The 17,044-nt window shown below is 63.8% G+C and carries 17 protein-coding genes; 1 reads left to right on the top strand and 16 read right to left on the bottom strand.

Annotation, left to right across the window (positions count from 1 at the left end; translation table 11 throughout):
- Positions 1-25 precede the first annotated feature (25 nt).
- From menB to L0F51_RS18645, 15 genes are all read right to left on the bottom strand, one after another.
- Positions 26-862 (bottom strand): 1,4-dihydroxy-2-naphthoyl-CoA synthase, encoded by an 837-nt coding sequence (gene menB / locus L0F51_RS18715; RefSeq protein WP_234630671.1) that lies wholly within the window; start codon positions 860-862, stop codon positions 26-28.
- Positions 859-2,553 carry a 2-succinyl-5-enolpyruvyl-6-hydroxy-3-cyclohexene-1-carboxylic-acid synthase gene (menD, locus tag L0F51_RS18710; RefSeq protein ID WP_234630670.1) on the bottom strand — a complete coding sequence of 565 codons (1,695 nt, stop codon included), beginning with the start codon at positions 2,551-2,553 and terminating at the stop codon, positions 859-861. Before menD ends, menB begins: the two co-directional genes overlap by 4 nt.
- Positions 2,550-3,875 carry an isochorismate synthase MenF gene (locus L0F51_RS18705; protein WP_234630669.1) on the bottom strand — a complete coding sequence of 442 codons (1,326 nt, stop codon included), beginning with the start codon at positions 3,873-3,875 and terminating at the stop codon, positions 2,550-2,552. Before L0F51_RS18705 ends, menD begins: the two co-directional genes overlap by 4 nt.
- Before the next feature lie 129 nt (positions 3,876-4,004).
- The gene (locus L0F51_RS18700) at positions 4,005-4,742 is read right to left on the bottom strand and encodes an amino acid racemase (RefSeq protein ID WP_234630668.1); all 738 of its coding nucleotides are present in this window, start codon (positions 4,740-4,742) and stop codon (positions 4,005-4,007) included.
- A gap of 73 nt (positions 4,743-4,815) precedes the next feature.
- Positions 4,816-5,127 carry an antibiotic biosynthesis monooxygenase gene (locus L0F51_RS18695; RefSeq protein WP_128292764.1) on the bottom strand — a complete coding sequence of 104 codons (312 nt, stop codon included), beginning with the start codon at positions 5,125-5,127 and terminating at the stop codon, positions 4,816-4,818.
- 170 nt (positions 5,128-5,297) lie between these two features.
- Positions 5,298-5,981, bottom strand: coding sequence for a phosphoglycolate phosphatase (gene gph / locus L0F51_RS18690; RefSeq protein WP_234630667.1), 684 nt, complete (start codon positions 5,979-5,981; stop codon positions 5,298-5,300).
- Positions 5,981-6,532 carry a thioredoxin family protein gene (locus L0F51_RS18685; RefSeq protein WP_234630666.1) on the bottom strand — a complete coding sequence of 184 codons (552 nt, stop codon included), beginning with the start codon at positions 6,530-6,532 and terminating at the stop codon, positions 5,981-5,983. The genes gph and L0F51_RS18685 overlap by 1 nt, the downstream gene beginning before the upstream one ends.
- Before the next feature lie 20 nt (positions 6,533-6,552).
- Positions 6,553-7,236, bottom strand: coding sequence for a ribulose-phosphate 3-epimerase (rpe, locus tag L0F51_RS18680; RefSeq protein ID WP_234630665.1), 684 nt, complete (start codon positions 7,234-7,236; stop codon positions 6,553-6,555).
- A gap of 35 nt (positions 7,237-7,271) precedes the next feature.
- Positions 7,272-8,231 (bottom strand): CbbX protein, encoded by a 960-nt coding sequence (gene cbbX / locus L0F51_RS18675; protein WP_234630664.1) that lies wholly within the window; start codon positions 8,229-8,231, stop codon positions 7,272-7,274.
- 73 nt (positions 8,232-8,304) lie between these two features.
- Positions 8,305-8,721 (bottom strand): ribulose bisphosphate carboxylase small subunit, encoded by a 417-nt coding sequence (locus tag L0F51_RS18670; protein ID WP_128292752.1) that lies wholly within the window; start codon positions 8,719-8,721, stop codon positions 8,305-8,307.
- Positions 8,722-8,754: 33 nt separating this feature from the next.
- The gene (locus L0F51_RS18665) at positions 8,755-10,212 is read right to left on the bottom strand and encodes a form I ribulose bisphosphate carboxylase large subunit (RefSeq protein ID WP_128292749.1); all 1,458 of its coding nucleotides are present in this window, start codon (positions 10,210-10,212) and stop codon (positions 8,755-8,757) included.
- Between the two features lie 35 nt (positions 10,213-10,247).
- Positions 10,248-11,330: a class II fructose-bisphosphate aldolase gene (gene fba, locus L0F51_RS18660; RefSeq protein WP_128292747.1), complete on the bottom strand. Its 1,083-nt coding sequence runs from the start codon at positions 11,328-11,330 to the stop codon at positions 10,248-10,250.
- Positions 11,330-13,372 carry a transketolase gene (gene tkt / locus L0F51_RS18655; RefSeq protein ID WP_255701528.1) on the bottom strand — a complete coding sequence of 681 codons (2,043 nt, stop codon included), beginning with the start codon at positions 13,370-13,372 and terminating at the stop codon, positions 11,330-11,332. The genes fba and tkt overlap by 1 nt, the downstream gene beginning before the upstream one ends.
- Positions 13,373-13,387: 15 nt before the next feature.
- Positions 13,388-14,263, bottom strand: coding sequence for a phosphoribulokinase (locus L0F51_RS18650; protein WP_234630663.1), 876 nt, complete (start codon positions 14,261-14,263; stop codon positions 13,388-13,390).
- A gap of 9 nt (positions 14,264-14,272) precedes the next feature.
- Entirely contained in the window at positions 14,273-15,325 is a 1,053-nt protein-coding gene (locus L0F51_RS18645) for a class 1 fructose-bisphosphatase (RefSeq protein ID WP_234630662.1), read from the bottom strand.
- 123 nt (positions 15,326-15,448) lie between these two features.
- Between L0F51_RS18645 and L0F51_RS18640 the strand changes: the two genes are divergently transcribed.
- Positions 15,449-16,390 carry a LysR family transcriptional regulator gene (locus L0F51_RS18640; protein WP_234630824.1) on the top strand — a complete coding sequence of 314 codons (942 nt, stop codon included), beginning with the start codon at positions 15,449-15,451 and terminating at the stop codon, positions 16,388-16,390.
- A gap of 7 nt (positions 16,391-16,397) precedes the next feature.
- On the opposite strand, the gene ureG is transcribed toward L0F51_RS18640, so the two are convergent.
- Entirely contained in the window at positions 16,398-17,042 is a 645-nt protein-coding gene (gene ureG / locus L0F51_RS18635) for an urease accessory protein UreG (RefSeq protein WP_234630823.1), read from the bottom strand.
- Between the last annotated feature and the right edge of the window lie 2 nt (positions 17,043-17,044).

The raw sequence follows: 17,044 nt of genomic DNA, 5'->3' as shown, positions 1-17,044 counted from the left end.
GTTCAAGCGCGGCGATCCGGCCGCCTCAGGGGCGCGGCGGAAAGCGCGAAAAGTCCGGGGCGCGCTTTTCGTTGAAGGCGTTGCGTCCCTCCTGGCCTTCATCGGTCATATAGAAGAGCGCGGTCGCATTGCCGGCAAGCTCCTGCACGCCCGACAGCCCGTCGGTGTCGGCGTTGAAGCCGGCCTTCAGGACACGAAGCGCGGTCGGCGACAGGCGCAGCATCTCACGACACCAGGAGACGGTCTCCTCCTCCAGCCGGTCGAGCGGCACGACGGTGTTGACCATGCCCATGTCGAGGGCCTGTTGCGCATCGTATTGGCGGCACAGGAACCAGATCTCCTTGGCCTTCTTCAGCCCCACCGTGCGTGCCATCAACCCGGCGCCGAGACCCGCATCGAAGGAGCCGACGCGCGGGCCGGTCTGGCCGAAGCGGGCATTGTCGGCGGCGATCGTCAGGTCGCAGACGAGCTGCAGAACATTGCCGCCGCCGATCGCGTAGCCCGCCACCATGGCAACCACGGGCTTCGGCAAGGTGCGGATCATGCGCTGCAGGTCGAGAGCGTTCAGATGGTGGACGCCCGCCTGATCCTTGTAGCCGCCATCGTCGCCGCGGATTTTCTGGTCGCCGCCGGCGCAGAAGGCGTCCGGCCCGGCGCCGCACAGGATGATGACGCCAACTTCCTGATCGAGACGCGCAAGATGCAGCGCCGTCATGATCTCTTCCAGCGTCTCCGGCCGAAAGGCGTTGCGCACATGCGGACGGTTGATGGTGATCTTGGCGATCCCGTCGGCCTTGTCGAAAAGGATGTCGGTGAAATCCTGCCCCGGCACCTTCTGCCAGGCGATCTTTGCGTCACTCATCGCGTTTGTCCTTGGGTCACGGGCGCCGCAGCGGCGGCGAAGAAAGTCTTGAAACGGGCGAGGCTCTTCTCGCGCACGATGGTGGCGCGGATCACCGTCGTTCCGGGCCGGTCGAGCGCCGCATTGACGGCCGCCATCGCCTCGTCGAGGCCATCGACATCCTGAGCGGCAAGGCCGAAAGCGCGCGCGGCCGCCACATGATCGAGCGATTGCGGCGTCAGCCAGCCGGTCTCGAATTCCGGCAGATCCGCCTGCGCAAGATGGTCGAAGATACCGCCGCCACCATTGTCGAGAAGCAGGATCGCAAGTGGCAGGTCGCGTCCGAGCGCGAGCGCACCGAGATCGTGCAGGAAGGCGAGATCGCCGACGACCGCGACGCAGTTCTCGGAGATTGCGGAAATGCCGAAAGCGGTCGAGAGATTGCCGTCGATGCCGCTGACGCCGCGATTGCCGTAGACCCGCAGTTTCGTGGAGCTGCGGCCGGCGAGCCAGTCCGCGGCCCGCACGGCGAGCGAATTGCCGAGGAAGATCGCGGTCGACGGCGGCACAGCACGCACGAGCCGGCGCATCAGCGCACCTTCGAAGACGCGGTCGCCGTCGCAAACGGCATCCGCCGCCCGCATGGCCTCGCTGTCGAGGGCGACGATGTCGGCACGCCATTCCGGCGGTCCGGCGGGCGCGTCGAGCCCCGCGCAGACGAGCGCCACATCAGCGGTGACGACGTGGCTCGCCGTTCCTGCAGGATCTGCAAGCCGCGGCGTCTCGGAGACGACGATCTGGGGTTTCGTGTGCGCTTTCTCCATCCAGGTGGAAACGGCTTTGGAGACGGGCGTGCCGCCGAAACGCAGGATCCAATCGGGCACCGGCGCAGAGCGGGCCACCTGATCGGGATGCGCGAGGATTTCCGGTTCCTGCGTACCGAAGCGCAGACCGGAAAGAACGTCGGCGAAAACCGGCGCGTCGAGCCGCCGCGCCAGGTCGAGGATCGCGCGGCGCGCGGCACCACCCAAGGCTTCGCTCCCGCAGACGATGGCGCCGCGCCCCTTGCCGATGATACCGGAGATGCGCTTGAGGGTTTCGTCCGTCGGCTGCAAATGCGCTGGAAGCGTCAGCGGGATCGGTGCTCCGGCCGTTTCCTCCAGGCCGATCGAGGCTGACGGGACCAGCGGTTCGCGCAACGGCACATTGATGTGGACAGGCCCCGGGAGCGGGCCACGGCTCGCCGCCACCATCCGCGCAACGAAATTGGCGAGCCAGCCGGTCTCGGCCTCAGCCGGCGGCAGCTGGAAAAACTTGCGCACATGCGTGCTGAAGAGCCCAGCCTGCTCCATCGTCTGATTGGCACCGCAATCCTGCAGTTCCGGCGGGCGATCGGAGGAGAGAAGGATGAGCGGCACGCGGGCCATATCGGCCTCGACGACGGCCGGCAGCCAATTGGCGATCGCCGAACCGGATGTCGCCGCAAGCGCCACCGGTTCACCGGAGGCCTTGGCGAGACCGAGCGCGAAGAAGGCGGCCGAGCGTTCATCGACCACCATGCGCACGCCGATTTCGGGATGGCGCAGGGCGGCAAGCGTCAGGGGCGTCGAGCGTGAGCCCGGAGAGGCGACAAGCCGGCGCACGCCGGCCGCAGCAAGTCCGGATGCAAGGGCCGCAGCCCAGTGAAACGTCTGTTCGGCGGGTCCGTTCATTTGTCTGCGAAGAGGTCCAACATGGTGGCAAGCTTCATTTCCGTCTCCATCCATTCCGCCGCCGGGTCCGACTGCGCCATGATGCCGGCACCGGCCCACAGGCTCGCCTCGCGCCCGGCGAAGAAAGCCGTGCGCAAAACGACGGCCGCCTCCCCGTCTCCATCCGCGTCGACCCAGCCGGCAACGCCTGAATAAAGCCCGTCGCGCTCCTCGCCCAGCTCCTTCAGCCAGGCAAGGGCGGTTTCGCGAGGAAATCCCGAAACCGCCGGGGTCGGATGAAGCCGTTCTGCGACGTCGAGAAGGCTGATGCCCGGCTTCAGCCGCCCCGACAAGGGCGTCCAAAGATGCGTGACGCGCGACAGTTGCATGAAGCCCGGAGCGGCCGGCCGCTCGAGCGTCTCACAGAAATCCTCAAGGTCGGCTGCAATCGCATCGACGACGATGGCGTGCTCGCTGCGCTCCTTGGCGGAAGCAAAAAGCGCCGCTTCGGCGGCATCATCGGCCGGTGCCTCTCCGGCATGGCGGGCCGTGCCGGCGAGCCCGTCGCTCAAGATGTCCCGGCCCTTCTTCACGGCCAGGCGTTCCGGGCTTGCGGCAACGACATGGCCGCCTCCATGCGGCAGCGAGAAGACGTTCGATCCCGCATTCGCGGCCGCGAGGCGGTCGACCAGCCGATTGGGATCGACCGGTTCGGCAAGCCTCAGCGCCAGACGGCGGGCAAGAACCGCCTTGTCGAAGCGGCCGTCGCGGATCGCAGCACTCGTTTCGGCGACACGTGTCTTCCAGGTCGCCTCGTCCGGCGAGGCCTGCGAGCGTTCGATACGGGCCTCGCCGACCGGCTCGGCCTGAGAAAGGATGGCGGCCGCGAGCGCGAGCCAGTCGCTGGCGATCTCCTGCAACGCGCGTCCGTCATGGGCAGCGGACAAGACCACGTTCCAGGCCGTTCCCTCACGGCGGAAGAGAACGCGCGGCACAAAGAAGGACAGGTCCTGCGTGGCCGTCGCTGGCGGCAGCGTGAAGAAAGCGAGTGGCAATGCGGAGGCATCGCCGATGCGGCGCCACACACCTTCTTCCGACAACAGGCGGTCGAGTTCGTCACGCGAGCCCTCGACGGCTTTTCCGGCGGCATAGAAGGCCCGGCCCGTCGGCGGAGACACCCAGCGACAATCGCCCGAAAGCCCCTGACAGCGCGCCTCGGCGCTTTCCGGCAAGGCGATCGCAAGGCTGACAAGTTCGCCCGGCGCAAGCGTCGCCAGCGTCTCGCCGGAGGCCGCGATCGCCCGTTCCAGGAAACCGGATATGCCGTTGAGATTAGCGTTCATGAGAGATGATTGCGCAGGCGCTGTCGGGCTCTTGTGCTGAAGAGGCCAAGAAAGACGCACCGCCTTGCCGGAACCTTGCCGACCCGGCCGATCGACCTGCAGCCGTCCCCCTTGTTCAGCCTCTCCCGTTCACACCGCCTCTAGCGCGTTTGTGAGCGCATAGTCCACGGCCGCCTCGCAATGCAGCCGCGTCGTATTGAACATCGGAAAGTCCGGGCGATCCTTCTGATCGATCAAAAGAAAGATCTCCGTGCAGCCGAGGATCAGCCCCTGTGCCCCCTCGTCGCGCGCGAGCCTTTCGGCAATCTCCAGATAACGGGCCTTCGATTGCGGGTGGATCACGTCCTTGACGAGTTCGTCGAAGATGATGCGATCGATCTCGGCGCGCTCGTCTGCGTTCGGGACGACGATCTCCAGCCCGAATTTTTCCTCGTAGCGACGGCGGGCGTAATCCATCTCCATGATCGGCCTGGTGCCGAAAAGGGCGACGCGCTTCAGCCCGGCCTTGCGGATCGCCTCGCCCGTCGGATCGACGATGTGGATGTAATCGATGTCGCGGGAGGCGAGGATCGCCTCCATCGGCTTATGCAAAGTGTTGGAGACGCCGACGATGACGTCAGCGCCCGCGGCGATCAGCGCATCCACCTTCTTCGCCATATAGGCCTCCAGCGAGGCCCAATCGTCGGCATGCAGAAAGGCTTCGATGTTGCCGAAATTCATGCCGACGATCACCGTCTCGGCGATGTCCCAACCGCCGAGACGCGCATTCACGATCTCGTTGAGAAAGCGATAGTAATGGCCGGTGGCGATGTTGCTGGAACCGCCCAGAACACCGATCGTCTTTTGAGCGAGCGGTCGTGTCGTCACGCTGCGTCCCCCGTCTTGCCTGTCGCGTCAGGCCATAGCAGAGGCCGAGCGGCTCGCCCACCCGATGCGGCAATCAGCGAACGTCTTCGAGGACCTCGAAACCTTCGAACTGCGGATGTTCGATGTAGAGGGGTTTGCGTTCGCCGGCGCCCGCATGGGCATTGCGGAAATGCTCAGACTTCGTCCAATTCTCGAAATCCTCGTAAGAGCGCCAGACCGTGTGCGAGGCGTAAAGCACGTGATCGTCGCGCTGTGGCCCCTTGAGGAGATGGAACTCGACGAAACCCGGCACCTTCGATAGCTGCGAATCGCGGCTGCGCCAGACTTCGGCAAAATCCTCGGCCGCTTCCGGCTTCACCTTGAAGCGGTTCATGGCGATGTACATTTGTCGCTGCTCCTATGGGATTGGTCCGGCCGATCGGGCTCGACCGAAAAGATGAGAACTATTTTCATCTTATAGCGGAAAGCCGTTGTGGCGCCAGGGGCGGCGCCGATCACAAGGCGGTTTTCGTCCCCATTCTCTCTCCGTCGGCGAGCCTTGCCGAGATACCTTGCTCAGGCAGCCGTGCGCATCATGCGAATGGCTTCGACGATCTCGGAGAGGGAATCGATGACCTGATCGGCCCCGAGTTCTTCCGGAGGCAGCTTGGTGTATCCGTAGCTCATGACGAGGACCGGCAGGCCCGCGGCCCGCGCAGCCCCCACATCGGCGGGACTGTCGCCGACCATCAGCGCGTCGTCGGCGCTGATCCCAAGCTGCTGCAGCGCCGCCAGGAGAACCGCCGGCTCCGGCTTCTTCGGCAGGCCGCTGTCGCCGCCGATGACGGCGCCGAAACGTTCGGCAACGCCGAGACCTTCCAGGATGAGACGCGTCGCCTCGCCGGGCTTGTTGGTGACGACGGCGAGTGCGATGCCGCTTTCCTCAAGACCCGCCAATGTTTCCACGGCGGTCGGGAAAAGCACCGTCTTCTCGGTCGCCCGCGGCTCGTAAAGCGCCAGGAAACGCGCGACCAGGCTCTCGAGCTCGATTTTGTCGAGCGTCCGCCCACGCGCCTCAAACCCACGCTCGACGAGCTTTTCGACGCCGTCGCCCACCATCTTGCGGACATTGTCCTCGTTGACGGCGGGAAGCCCCTCTTCGACGAGGAGATCGTTCAAGGCATCGGTCAGATCGGGAACGGAATCGACGAGCGTGCCGTCGAGATCGAAGATGATGGCCTTCGGCCAGGACGAGGCCATCAGGCGGCCTTCCATTTGATCGAGCAGCCCATCGAGGGGATCTGTTCCCTCGGCCCTTCGCCGGTCTGAGCCACCTTTTTCATCGCCTCGAAAAGCTCGCGCGGCGCATCCGGCGCGGCCTCTTTCCGGGACGCGTCGAGCCGACCGCGAAACTGCAGCTCCAGGTCCTTATTGAAGCCGAAAAAATCCGGCGTGCAGACGGCCTCCCAGGCGCGCGCCACCGACTGATCTTCGTCATGCAGATAGGGAAAGAAAAAGCCGTGCTCTTCGGCGAATCCCTGCATGTTCTCGAAGGAATCGTCGGGATAGGCCTCGGCATCGTTGGAGCAGATGGCGACCGTCCTGATGCCATAGGCCTCAAGCTCCCTGGCGTCGCGCACGAAACGGTCGATCACGGCCTTCACATAGGGGCAGTGATTGCAGATGAAGGCGACGAGCGTACCGTTCTCGCCCGCGCAATCGGCGAGCGAATGGGTCTTGCCGTCGGTCCCCTTGAGGGTGAAATCCTTCGCCTTCCAGCCGAAATCGCAGATCGCGGCGGTTGCAGCCATGAAGCTCTCCTTGTCTCGTCTCAGGCGGCCGCCTTCAGCGCCCCTTCCGCTGCCGTACGGATGGCAGCGATATTCTGACGATATGTTTCTTCGCTGCCGCCTTTAAAGACCGCGGAGCCCGCAACAAGCACATCGGCACCGGCTGCGGCGAGCGCAGGCGCGGTCTCCGGCGACACGCCGCCGTCGATCTCGATACGGATGTCGCGGTCGCCGATCATCTCTTTGACGCGGCGCGTCTTCTCGATGATCGCCGGGATGAAGGCCTGACCGCCGAAGCCCGGATTGACGCTCATCAGAAGAATGAGGTCGAGCCGGTCGAGGACGTATTCGAGCGTCGTTTCCGGCGTCGAGGGATTGAGCGAAACGCCGGCCTTCTTGCCGAGCCCGCGGATCGCCTGCAGCGAGCGGTCGAGATGCGGTCCCGCCTCCTGATGCACGGTGATGTAATCGCAGCCTGCATCGGCAAAAGCCTGCAGGAAGGGATCGGCGGGCGCGATCATCAAATGGCAGTCGAAGACTTTCTGCGACGAGCCGCGCAGCGCCTTGATGATCGGCGGGCCGAAGGTGATGTTGGGCACGAAATGCCCGTCCATCACGTCGAGATGGATCCAGTCGGCACCAGCGCGGTCGACGGCGGCCACTTCCCCGCCGAGCCTGGCAAAATCGGCGGAAAGGATCGACGGCGCGATCAGGATGTCGTTCATGGCGGCTCTCCCTGTCCCGTGCGGGGTTGTCTCGCTCACGCCCTTTCTTCGGCGCGTTCGGCATCGGTTGGAATGGAAAACACCCGGCTGACATTGATGTCTTCGGGTGAAATCAGCTTCAGGTCTTCCGCCGTCACCGGGCCATTGGCGGCCTCGAAGAGACGGTTCGCCTGGCGCAGGCGAGCGCGGTCGAGCGCGTTTCGAACCGAGCGGGCATTGGCGAAATGCGGCTGCTGGCGGCGCCGGTCGATGTAGCGGATGAGCGTTTCGCGCGCCTCCGGCGACAATTCGTAGTTTTGCTCCTTCAGCATCATCTCGGCGATCCTGAGGAGCTCCTCGTTGTTGTAATCCGGAAAATCGATGTGATGGGCGATGCGCGAGCGGAAGCCCGGATTGCTCTCGAAGAACTTGTCCATCTTGTCGGCGTAGCCGGCCAGAATGACGACCAGATCCTCGCGCTGGTTCTCCATCACCTGGAGGAGGATTTCGATCGATTCCTGACCGTAGTCGCGCTCGTTCTCGGGGCGGTAGAGGTAATAGGCTTCGTCGATGAAGAGGACGCCGCCCATCGCCTTTTTCAGCACTTCCTTCGTCTTCGGCGCGGTGTGGCCGATGTACTGGCCGACGAGATCGTCGCGCGTGACGGAGACGAGATGGCCCTTGCGGATATAGCCGAGCCGGTGAAGGAGGCTCGCCATTTTGAGCGCGACCGTCGTCTTGCCGGTGCCGGGATTGCCCGTGAAGCTCATATGCAGCGTCGGGGCCTCATAAGCGAGGCCGAGTTGCTTGCGGGCGCGCTCCACCAGGAGGAGAGCCGCCGTTTCGCGAATGCGCTTTTTGACGGGCGCGAGGCCCACGAGGGTCTCATCGAGCTCACGCAGAACGTCGCCGACGCCCGATTCCTCGAATTCGCGCTGCAGATCCACCGAGGTGACCGGCGCGGCGGTCTCCGCCTCAGCGGGATTGGCATTCTCGGGTTTCACCTGATCGTTCATCGCAGCATCCGCTCTCAAACCGCTGTTGGCGCCGCGCCCAAGGCGCGACGCCGATTTCTCAACATACGATCGCTTAGTAGCGTGCGCCTTCCGGCTTGTCGGACGCGTAGGCCTTCGTCGTGTAGCGCGTCATACGGCCTGCATCTTCCTGCCGCTCCAGGCGGAAGCCCGGCTCTTCGGCAGGCCGGTTGACGATGAAAGAGATCTTCACCGATTCCCAACCGTGCGAAGCGTCGAAGCCCGACAGGCGGATGTAACGGTCGCCGTAGACCTTGCGGCAGTCATTGAGCTCCATCATCACGGCCGCAGCATCCTCGATGTCGAACATCGGGTGCCCCCACATGTCCCAATAGGTGTTGCGGGGATGCGGGTCGTCGGTGAACTCGATGTTCACCGCCCAGCCGTTGTCGATGCAGTACTGCACCTGCTTGGTGATCTGCTCGTCGGTCAAATCGGGCAGAAACGAAAAGGTGCCCTGGGTAATGCGCATGGATGCGTTCTCCAAATAGTCTCGGTTCGGGCTTTAGGCGGCGGTCGCCGTCGGCACGAAGTCCGGCGTGTCGGTGGAGGCGTAGTTGAAGGTGACATCCTTCCAGGTCTCGAGCGCCTGCTGCAGCGGCTGGCAGGTCTTGGCCGCAGTCTGCAGGATTTCCGGACCTTCGTTGACGATGTCACGGCCTTCGTTACGGGCGAGCACCATGGCTTCGAGCGCCACGCGGTTCGCCGTCGCGCCGGCTGCGATACCCATCGGATGGCCAATCGTGCCGCCGCCGAACTGCATCACGCAATCCTCGCCGAGAAGGTCGAGAAGCTGGTGCATCTGGCCGGCATGAATGCCGCCGGAGGCAACCGGCATCAGCTTGTTGAGAGAGGCCCAATCCTGGTCGAAGAAGATGCCGTTCTGCAGCGCCTGCGGATTAAACTCCTCGCGGCAGATGTCGTAATAGCCCTTCGTCGTCGCCGGATCGCCCTCGAGCTTGCCGACGACCGTGCCGGCATGGATGTGGTCGACGCCGGCAAGGCGCATCCACTTGGCGATGACGCGGAAGGAGACGCCGTGCGTCTTCTGGCGCGTATAGGTCGAATGGCCGGCACGATGCAGGTGCAAGATCATGTCGTTCTTGCGCGCCCATTTGGCCATGGACTGGATCGCCGTATAGCCGATGACGAGGTCGATCATGACGATGCAGGAGCCGAGATCCTTGGCGAACTCGGCACGCTCGTACATGTCTTCCATGGTGGCGGCGGTGATGTTGAGGTACGTCCCCTTCACTTCGCCGGTCGCCGCCTGCGCCTTGTTGACCGCTTCCATGCAATAGAGGAAGCGCTCACGCCAATGCATGAAGGGCTGCGAGTTGATGTTCTCGTCGTCCTTGGTGAAATCGAGACCGCCTTTCAGCGCCTCGTAGACAACGCGGCCGTAATTGCGGCCGGAGAGGCCGAGCTTCGGCTTCACGGTGGCACCGAGCAGCGGACGGCCGAACTTGTCGAGACGTTCACGCTCCACGACGATACCCGTCGCCGGACCCTGGAAGGTCTTCACATAGGCGACCGGCAGCCGCATGTCTTCCAGACGCAGGCCCTTCAAGGGCTTGAAGCCGAAGACGTTGCCGATGATCGAGGCCGTCAGGTTGGCGATCGAGCCACCCTCGAAGAGGTCGAGATCATAGGCGATATAGGCAAAATACTGGCCTTCGGCGCCCGGCACCGGATCGACGCGATAGCATTTGGCGCGGTACTTCTCCGCCGCCGTCAGACGGTCGGTCCACACCACGGTCCAGGTCGCAGTCGAGCTCTCACCGGCAACCGCTGCAGAAGCTTCGATCGGATCGACACCGTCCTGCGGGATCACCCGGAAGACACAGATGATGTCGGTGTCCTTCGGCTCGTAATCGGGCTCCCAATAGCCCATCTTCTTGTATTCCATGACGCCGGACTTGTAGCGGTCCTTGCCGGTGACGGTCTTGGCTTCCGTATCCATCCCACTCCTCGCTTTCTCTCGTTGAAGCTGGCCGATTACTCGGCAGCCAGGGCCATGTCGGTCTTCGGATCAAGCGCGCCGCTCTGGTAGCGCTTGGCCATCTCCTCGAGCGGGATGACCTTGATCTTGGAGGCGTTTCCGGCGGTGCCGAACCGTTCGAAACGATCGCGGCAGAGCTCGCGCATGGCCTCCATTGCCGGCTTGTTGAATTTGCGCGGATCGAATTCCGCCGGGTTTTCCTGCGCGATCTTGCGGTACTGCCCGGTCATCGCCATGCGGCAGTCCGTGTCGATGTTCACCTTGCGGACGCCGTGGCGGATGCCGCGCTCGATCTCTTCCACCGGCACGCCATAGGTCTGCGGCATCGCCCCGCCATAGGCGTTGATGATGTCCTGCAGTTCCTGCGGCACGGACGACGAGCCGTGCATGACGAGATGCGTGTTCGGCAGGCGGCGATTGATCTCCTCGATCACATGCATCGCCAGAATCTCGCCATCCGGCTTGCGGGTGAATTTGTAGGCGCCGTGGCTCGTGCCCATGGCGATCGCCAGCGCATCCACCTTCGTTGCCTTGACGAATTCCACCGCCTGATCGGGATTGGTCAGAAGCTGCTCCTGGGAGAGCTTGCCTTCCGCGCCATGACCGTCCTCGGCCTCGCCTTCGCCCGTTTCGAGCGATCCGAGCACGCCGAGTTCGCCTTCCACCGAGGCACCGACCCAATGCGCCATCTGCGCCACGCGGCTCGTGATGGCGACATTGTACTCATAGGAGGCCGGCGTCTTGGCATCGGCCTCGAGCGAGCCGTCCATCATCACGGAGGTAAAGCCGTGCTGGATGGCCGTGAGGCAGGTGCCCTCGTTGTTGCCGTGGTCCTGATGGATGCAGATCGGGATGTTCGGATAGATCTCGACCAGGGCTTCCATCATCTTCGCGAGCATGATGTCGTTGGCATAGGCGCGGGCACCGCGGCTCGCCTGGATGATGACCGGCGCGTCGACGGACGAAGCCGCCTCCAGGATCGCCAGAGCCTGTTCCATGTTGTTGATGTTGAATGCGGGAACGCCGTAGCCGTTCTCGGCAGCGTGATCCAAAAGCTGACGCAGCGTGATGCGGGCCATTATTCGCTTTCCTTGCCAAGGTTGATGAAGGTCCGGGCCGCATCGACGATGGCGTCCGGGGTGATGCCGAAATGCTCGTAGAGCTCTTGATAGGGGCCGCTCGCGCCAAAGCCCTGCATGCCGATGAAGATACCGTCCGGGCCGAGCCAGCGGTCCCAGCCATCGCGCACCGCAGCTTCGACGCCGATCCGCGGCGCCGTGCCCAGAACCTTGGTCTGATAGGCCCGGTCCTGGGTCTTGAAGATATCGAAGCAGGGCGCTGAGACGACGGCCGCGGCGATGCCGTCGGCCGCAAGCTTCTCCGCCGCTTCGACCGCGATCGTCACTTCCGAGCCGGTGGCGATCAGGGTCACGTCGCGGTCGCCCTCCGGTTCACGGAGCACGTAGGCGCCCTTCGCCGAAAGGTTCTCCGAGACGTGCTCGGTGCGCAGCGTCGGCAGGCCCTGACGCGTCAGGCACAAAACCGAAGGACCCGAGGCGTTTTCGATGGCGCACTGCCAGGCTTCCGCCGCTTCCACGGCATCGGCCGGACGGAAGACGTTGAGGTTCGGCATGGCGCGCAGAGATTCCAGATGCTCGACCGGCTGGTGCGTCGGGCCATCCTCGCCGAGGCCGATGGAATCGTGGGTCATCACGTGGATGACGCGCACGCCCATCAGCGCCGCGAGACGGATCGCCGGGCGCGAATAATCGGCGAAAACCAGGAAGGTCCCGCCGAAGGGAATGACACCGCCATGCAGCGACATGCCGTTCATCGCGGCCGCCATGCCGTGCTCGCGCACGCCGTAATGCATGTAATTGCCGCTGAAATCGTCGGGCGTGACCGGCTGCTGGGCCGCGACGCGCGTGCCGTTGGAGCCGGTGAGATCGGCCGAACCGCCGATCAGCGACGGCAACAGCGGCACCAGTTCCTCCAGCACCTTCTGAGAAGATTGCCGCGTGGCGAGCTTCGGCTTCTCGGAAGAGAAGCGCTCCTTGATCGTCTCGATCGCGTCGCGCAACTCGTTGCCCGTGAAGTCGAGCTCGAGCGCGGCATGGAACGCCTTGCGCCGCTCTTTCGGAGCCTCCGCCAGGCGCTTCTTCCAATCGTCATGCAGCGCGGTTCCGCGCTTTCCGGTCTCGCGCCAATCCTTCAGAACCTCGTCGGGAATGACGAAAGGCTCGTGCGTCCAGCCCAGCGCCTCGCGAACCGCCGCAACCTCTTCGGCTCCGAGCGGCGAACCGTGAACGCCATGGGTGCCCTGCTTGTTGGGGGCGCCCCAGCCGATGATCGTGCGGCAGGCGATCAGCGACGGACGATCGGTCTGGCGCTCGGCCTCGATGGCGGCCTCGACCGCCGCCATGTCGTGGCCGTCGACGCGGCGCACCGACCAGCCGGCCGCCTCAAAGCGCTTCAGCTGGTCGACGGAGGTCGCAAGCGATGTCGGCCCGTCGATGGAGATCTGGTTGTCGTCGAAGAGAACGATCAGCTTTCGCAGTTTCAGATGACCGGCGAGATCGATCGCTTCATGGCTGACGCCTTCCATGAGGCAGCCGTCACCGGCGATCGCGTAGGTGTAATGGTCGACGATCTCATCACCGAAGCGCGCCGCCATCAGCCGCTCGGCGATAGCCATGCCGACGGAGGCACCGAGGCCCTGCCCAAGCGGGCCGGTCGTCACCTCGACACCCGCCAGATGCCCGTATTCCGGGTGGCCAGCAGTGCGTGCGCCGAGCTGGCGGAAATTCCGCAACTGGTCGATCGTCGCTTCCGGATATCCGGTCAGGTAAAGCAGCGAGTAGAGCAGCATCGAGCCGTGACCGGTCGACAGCACGAAGCGGTCGCGGTCCGGCCAGGCGGCGTCCTGCGGGTCGAAGCGCATGAACTTGCTGAAGAGGACGGTCGCCACATCGGCCATGCCCATGGGCATGCCCGGATGTCCCGACTTCGCCTTCTCCACCGCATCCATGGAGAGAGCGCGGATGGCATTTGCCATCGGCTTGAGATCAGCGGCCTCAGCGTTCGTCGAAGCGGCCAGTACGGTCGTCTGCAAAGGGGCCATCAAGAAACCTTTCGTTTAAGAGACGCGGCGCTTTCGCTCGATGAGCTGCAAAATCAGCGGCGTCAAAATCAGCTGCATGGCGATGTCGAGCTTGCCTCCAGGGATCACGATCGAGTTCGCCCGCGACATGAAGCTATCGTGGATCATCGACAGCAAATACGAAAAATCGATGCCGCGCGGATCCGCGAAGCGGATCACCACCATGGATTCGTCTGCTGTCGGAATCCACCGTGCCACGAAGGGGTTAGAGGTGTCGACGATCGGCACGCGCTGAAAATTGATGGTCGTCTCGGTAAACTGCGGGCAGATGTAATGCACGTAGTCGGGCATCCGGCGCAGGATCGTGTCGGTGACCGCTTCCGTCGTGTAGCCGCGCGTGGAACGATCGCGGTGGATCTTCTGAATCCACTCCAGATTGATGACCGGCACGACACCGATCTTCAGGTCCGGATACTGGGCGATGTTGCAATCGTCGGTGACGACGGCCCCGTGCAGCCCCTCATAGAAGAGAAGATCGGATTCGGCCGGGAACGGCTCCCAGTCGGTAAACTCGCCCGGCGGGCAGCCGTAGCATTTGGCCTCATCGTCGTCGTGGACGTAATGCCGGGTCTTGCCGGTGCCCTTGCGGCCGTATTCCTCGAACATCTCCTCCAGCTCGCAGAGGAGGTTCGCTTCCGGGCTGAAATGGCTGAAGGAGTAATCGCCATCCGCCTTGTGACGCTCGGTCTCTTCGCGCATCTCCACGCGGTTGTAGCGGTGATAGGCGTCGCCTTCGATAAAGACGGCGTTGACCCCTTCACGACGGAAAATCTGCTCGAAGGTCCGGCGCACGGATGTGGTGCCTGCGCCGGACGAACCTGTGACTGAAATGATTGGGTGCTTGGCTGACATGTCCTGGCCTCAAACGCGAAACAGGCCGCGGTGGGTAAACAAAGGTGCGCGCTCGCCGATCAGGCTCGGCGCCTCGTGGTAACGAAGGATGCGCTCCACTTCCTTCTTCGAACCGAAGATCAAAGGCGTGCGCTGGTGCAGGCCCGTGGGGACCTGATCGAGAATCGGAAAACCGCCGTCGCTGGCAAGGCCGCCGGCCTGCTCGATCAGCATGGCGATCGGATTTGCCTCGTAGACGAGCCTCAGCCTGCCGTCGCCGTAGCCACGGCGATTGTCGCGCGGGTAAAGAAACACGCCGCCACGCGCGATGATCCGGTAGGTATCGGCGACGAGCGACGCGATCCAACGCATGTTGAAATCGCGGGCGCGCGGGCCTGCCGAGCCCTGCAGGCAGTCGTCGATATAGATGCGCACGGCTTCGTCCCAATGCCGATAGTTCGACATGTTGATGGCGAACTCATTGGTGTTGGGAGAAATCAGCACCCCGTCGAGGATCTGCTGATAGCCGCCGATGCGGTGCGAATAGACGAAGACATGCGTGCCCTCGCCCACCGTGAGCACCATGGCGAGCTGCGGGCCGTAAATGAAGAAACCCGCGGCGAGCTGATTGCGCCCCGGCTGGGCGAAATCCGTACCGACACCATCGGCCGCATTCGGCACATGCGGCAGGATGGAAAAGATCGTCCCGATCGAGACGTTCGTGTCGATGTTGGATGAGCCGTCGAGCGGATCGGTCGCGACCGCGAGAACGCCTTCGGGGTTGAGGAGGATCGGCGAGCCGATCTCTTCCGACGCATAGGCGGCAACGGGGGCTTCCCGCATCTCGGCAAGCACGATCTCGTCGGCGCGCACATCCAGAAAGCGCTGCCGATCGCCATCGGCATTGGTGGAACCGCGCGCGGCGCCAATGTCGCCGCCGAGCTGACCCTGGGATACGACATCACGAATCTGTCGCGAGGCGCGGGCGAGAGCCCGGACCGTTTCCACCACCGCAAGACGCTGCGGATCTTCTGTGCTGCTATATGCTCTGAGAAAAGCCTCGAGCGTGCTCAGGCCGGCCATATGCTGCCCTCCCCCCTGACCGAGGTTTCCCTGTCGGTCTTGATTGGGTGTGAGATACACCCTGGGGAGACTAAGTAAATTTAATTCTTGTAAGGCGCACAGTTAGGAATTCTAATGAGCGACATGGACTGGCTCACCCTTCGGCAGCTGCGCGCCGTCACAGAAATTGCACGACACGGAACAATCGCGAGTGCCGCCAAGGCCTTGGGACTGACGGGTCCAGCCGTCACTCTGACGCTGAAACAGATCGAATCCGCGCTGGGTCTGCCGCTTTTCGACCGCACCGCCCATGGCATGCGACTGACTGACGCTGGCGAGGCGGTGCGCAACACCGCCGCCGAGGTGGAGCGATCGATCTTCCGGCTCTCCGACACCATCAACGAGGTCAAGGGACTCGGCACCGGCGCGGTGCATGTAGGCGTCGTCTCGACGGCGAAATACTACGCGCCGGCCCTCGTCGTCGGCTTCAAGCATGAGCATCCCATGATCGATGTGCGGCTGACCGTCGGCAATCGCCAGGAGGTGGTGCAGGCGCTCACAGACTTCGATGTCGATTGCGCCATCATGGGCCGACCGCCCAAGACCGTGCCGGTGGAGGCGGCGGTGTTCGGGGACCATCCCCTCATCATGATCGCCTCGCCCGCCCACCGGCTGGCCGGTCAGATCGATCTCAGCCGCAACGAGCTCTCCGGCGAGACCCTGCTCGTGCGCGAGCCAGGCTCCGGCACGCGCACGTCGATGGAAATCTATCTCGGCGATCTTCTCGCCGATCCGTCCATCCATTTCGTGGAGTTCGGCAGCAACGAAACGATCAAGCAGGCCGTCATTGCCGGGCTCGGGATCGCCTTCCTGTCCGCACATACCGTCGCTGTCGAAATCGCCGCCGGCCGCCTGGTGGCACTCGATCTGGAAGGGCTACCGATCCGCAGACAGTGGTTCGTCGTGCGCCGCAGCGACAAATCCGTCTCGCCAGGCGCACGCGCCTTCCTGCAATTCGTCGTGCATTCCGGCACGCAATTCCTGCCGCATTTTCCAAAGCTCTACGAAGAGGCAAGCGGCGAGTGACAAGGCGTCAGCCCGGCAGCCCGCCGGTCTTTGCCAGGAAATCGACGATCCGATCGACGCCTTCGTTGCGGGAAAGATCGGTGAAGACGAAAGGTCTTCCCTCGCGCACCCGCTCCGCATCGCGGGCCATCACATCGAGGTCCGCACCGACATAGGGGGCGAGATCGGTCTTGTTGATGATCAAAAGATCGGACCGCGTGATGGCGGGCCCGCCCTTGCGCGGGATCTTTTCACCTTCCGCGACGCTGATCACGTAAAGCGTCAAATCGGCGAGATCGGGCGAGAAGGTCGCCGCCAGATTGTCGCCGCCCGATTCGATGAAGACGAGATCGAGATCCGGATGGCGGGCGTTGAGATCGGCGATGGCGGCAAGGTTGATGGACGCGTCCTCGCGGATCGCCGTATGCGGGCAACCGCCCGTCTCCACCCCGACGATCCGATCTTCCGGCAGGGCCTGCAGCCGGTTGAGGATGAGCGCGTCTTCCTTCGTATAGATGTCGTTGGTGACGACGGCGAGCGAATGGCGCTCCCGCATCGCCTTGCAGAGCTTTTCGGCAAGCGTCGTCTTGCCGGAGCCCACCGGCCCGCCAATGCCGACGCGAAGGGGGCCGTGCGGCGAACGTTGCCTCACGGGAGCAGGCTCGGCGGTCATCG

Origin of the sequence: Afifella sp. H1R (assembly GCF_021462425.1) — a bacterium.
GTDB classification, from domain to species: Bacteria; Pseudomonadota; Alphaproteobacteria; order Rhizobiales; family Afifellaceae; genus Afifella; species Afifella aestuarii.
Note: the sequence above shows the minus strand (reverse complement) of the source record. Positions and strands in the feature narration are given on the sequence as shown.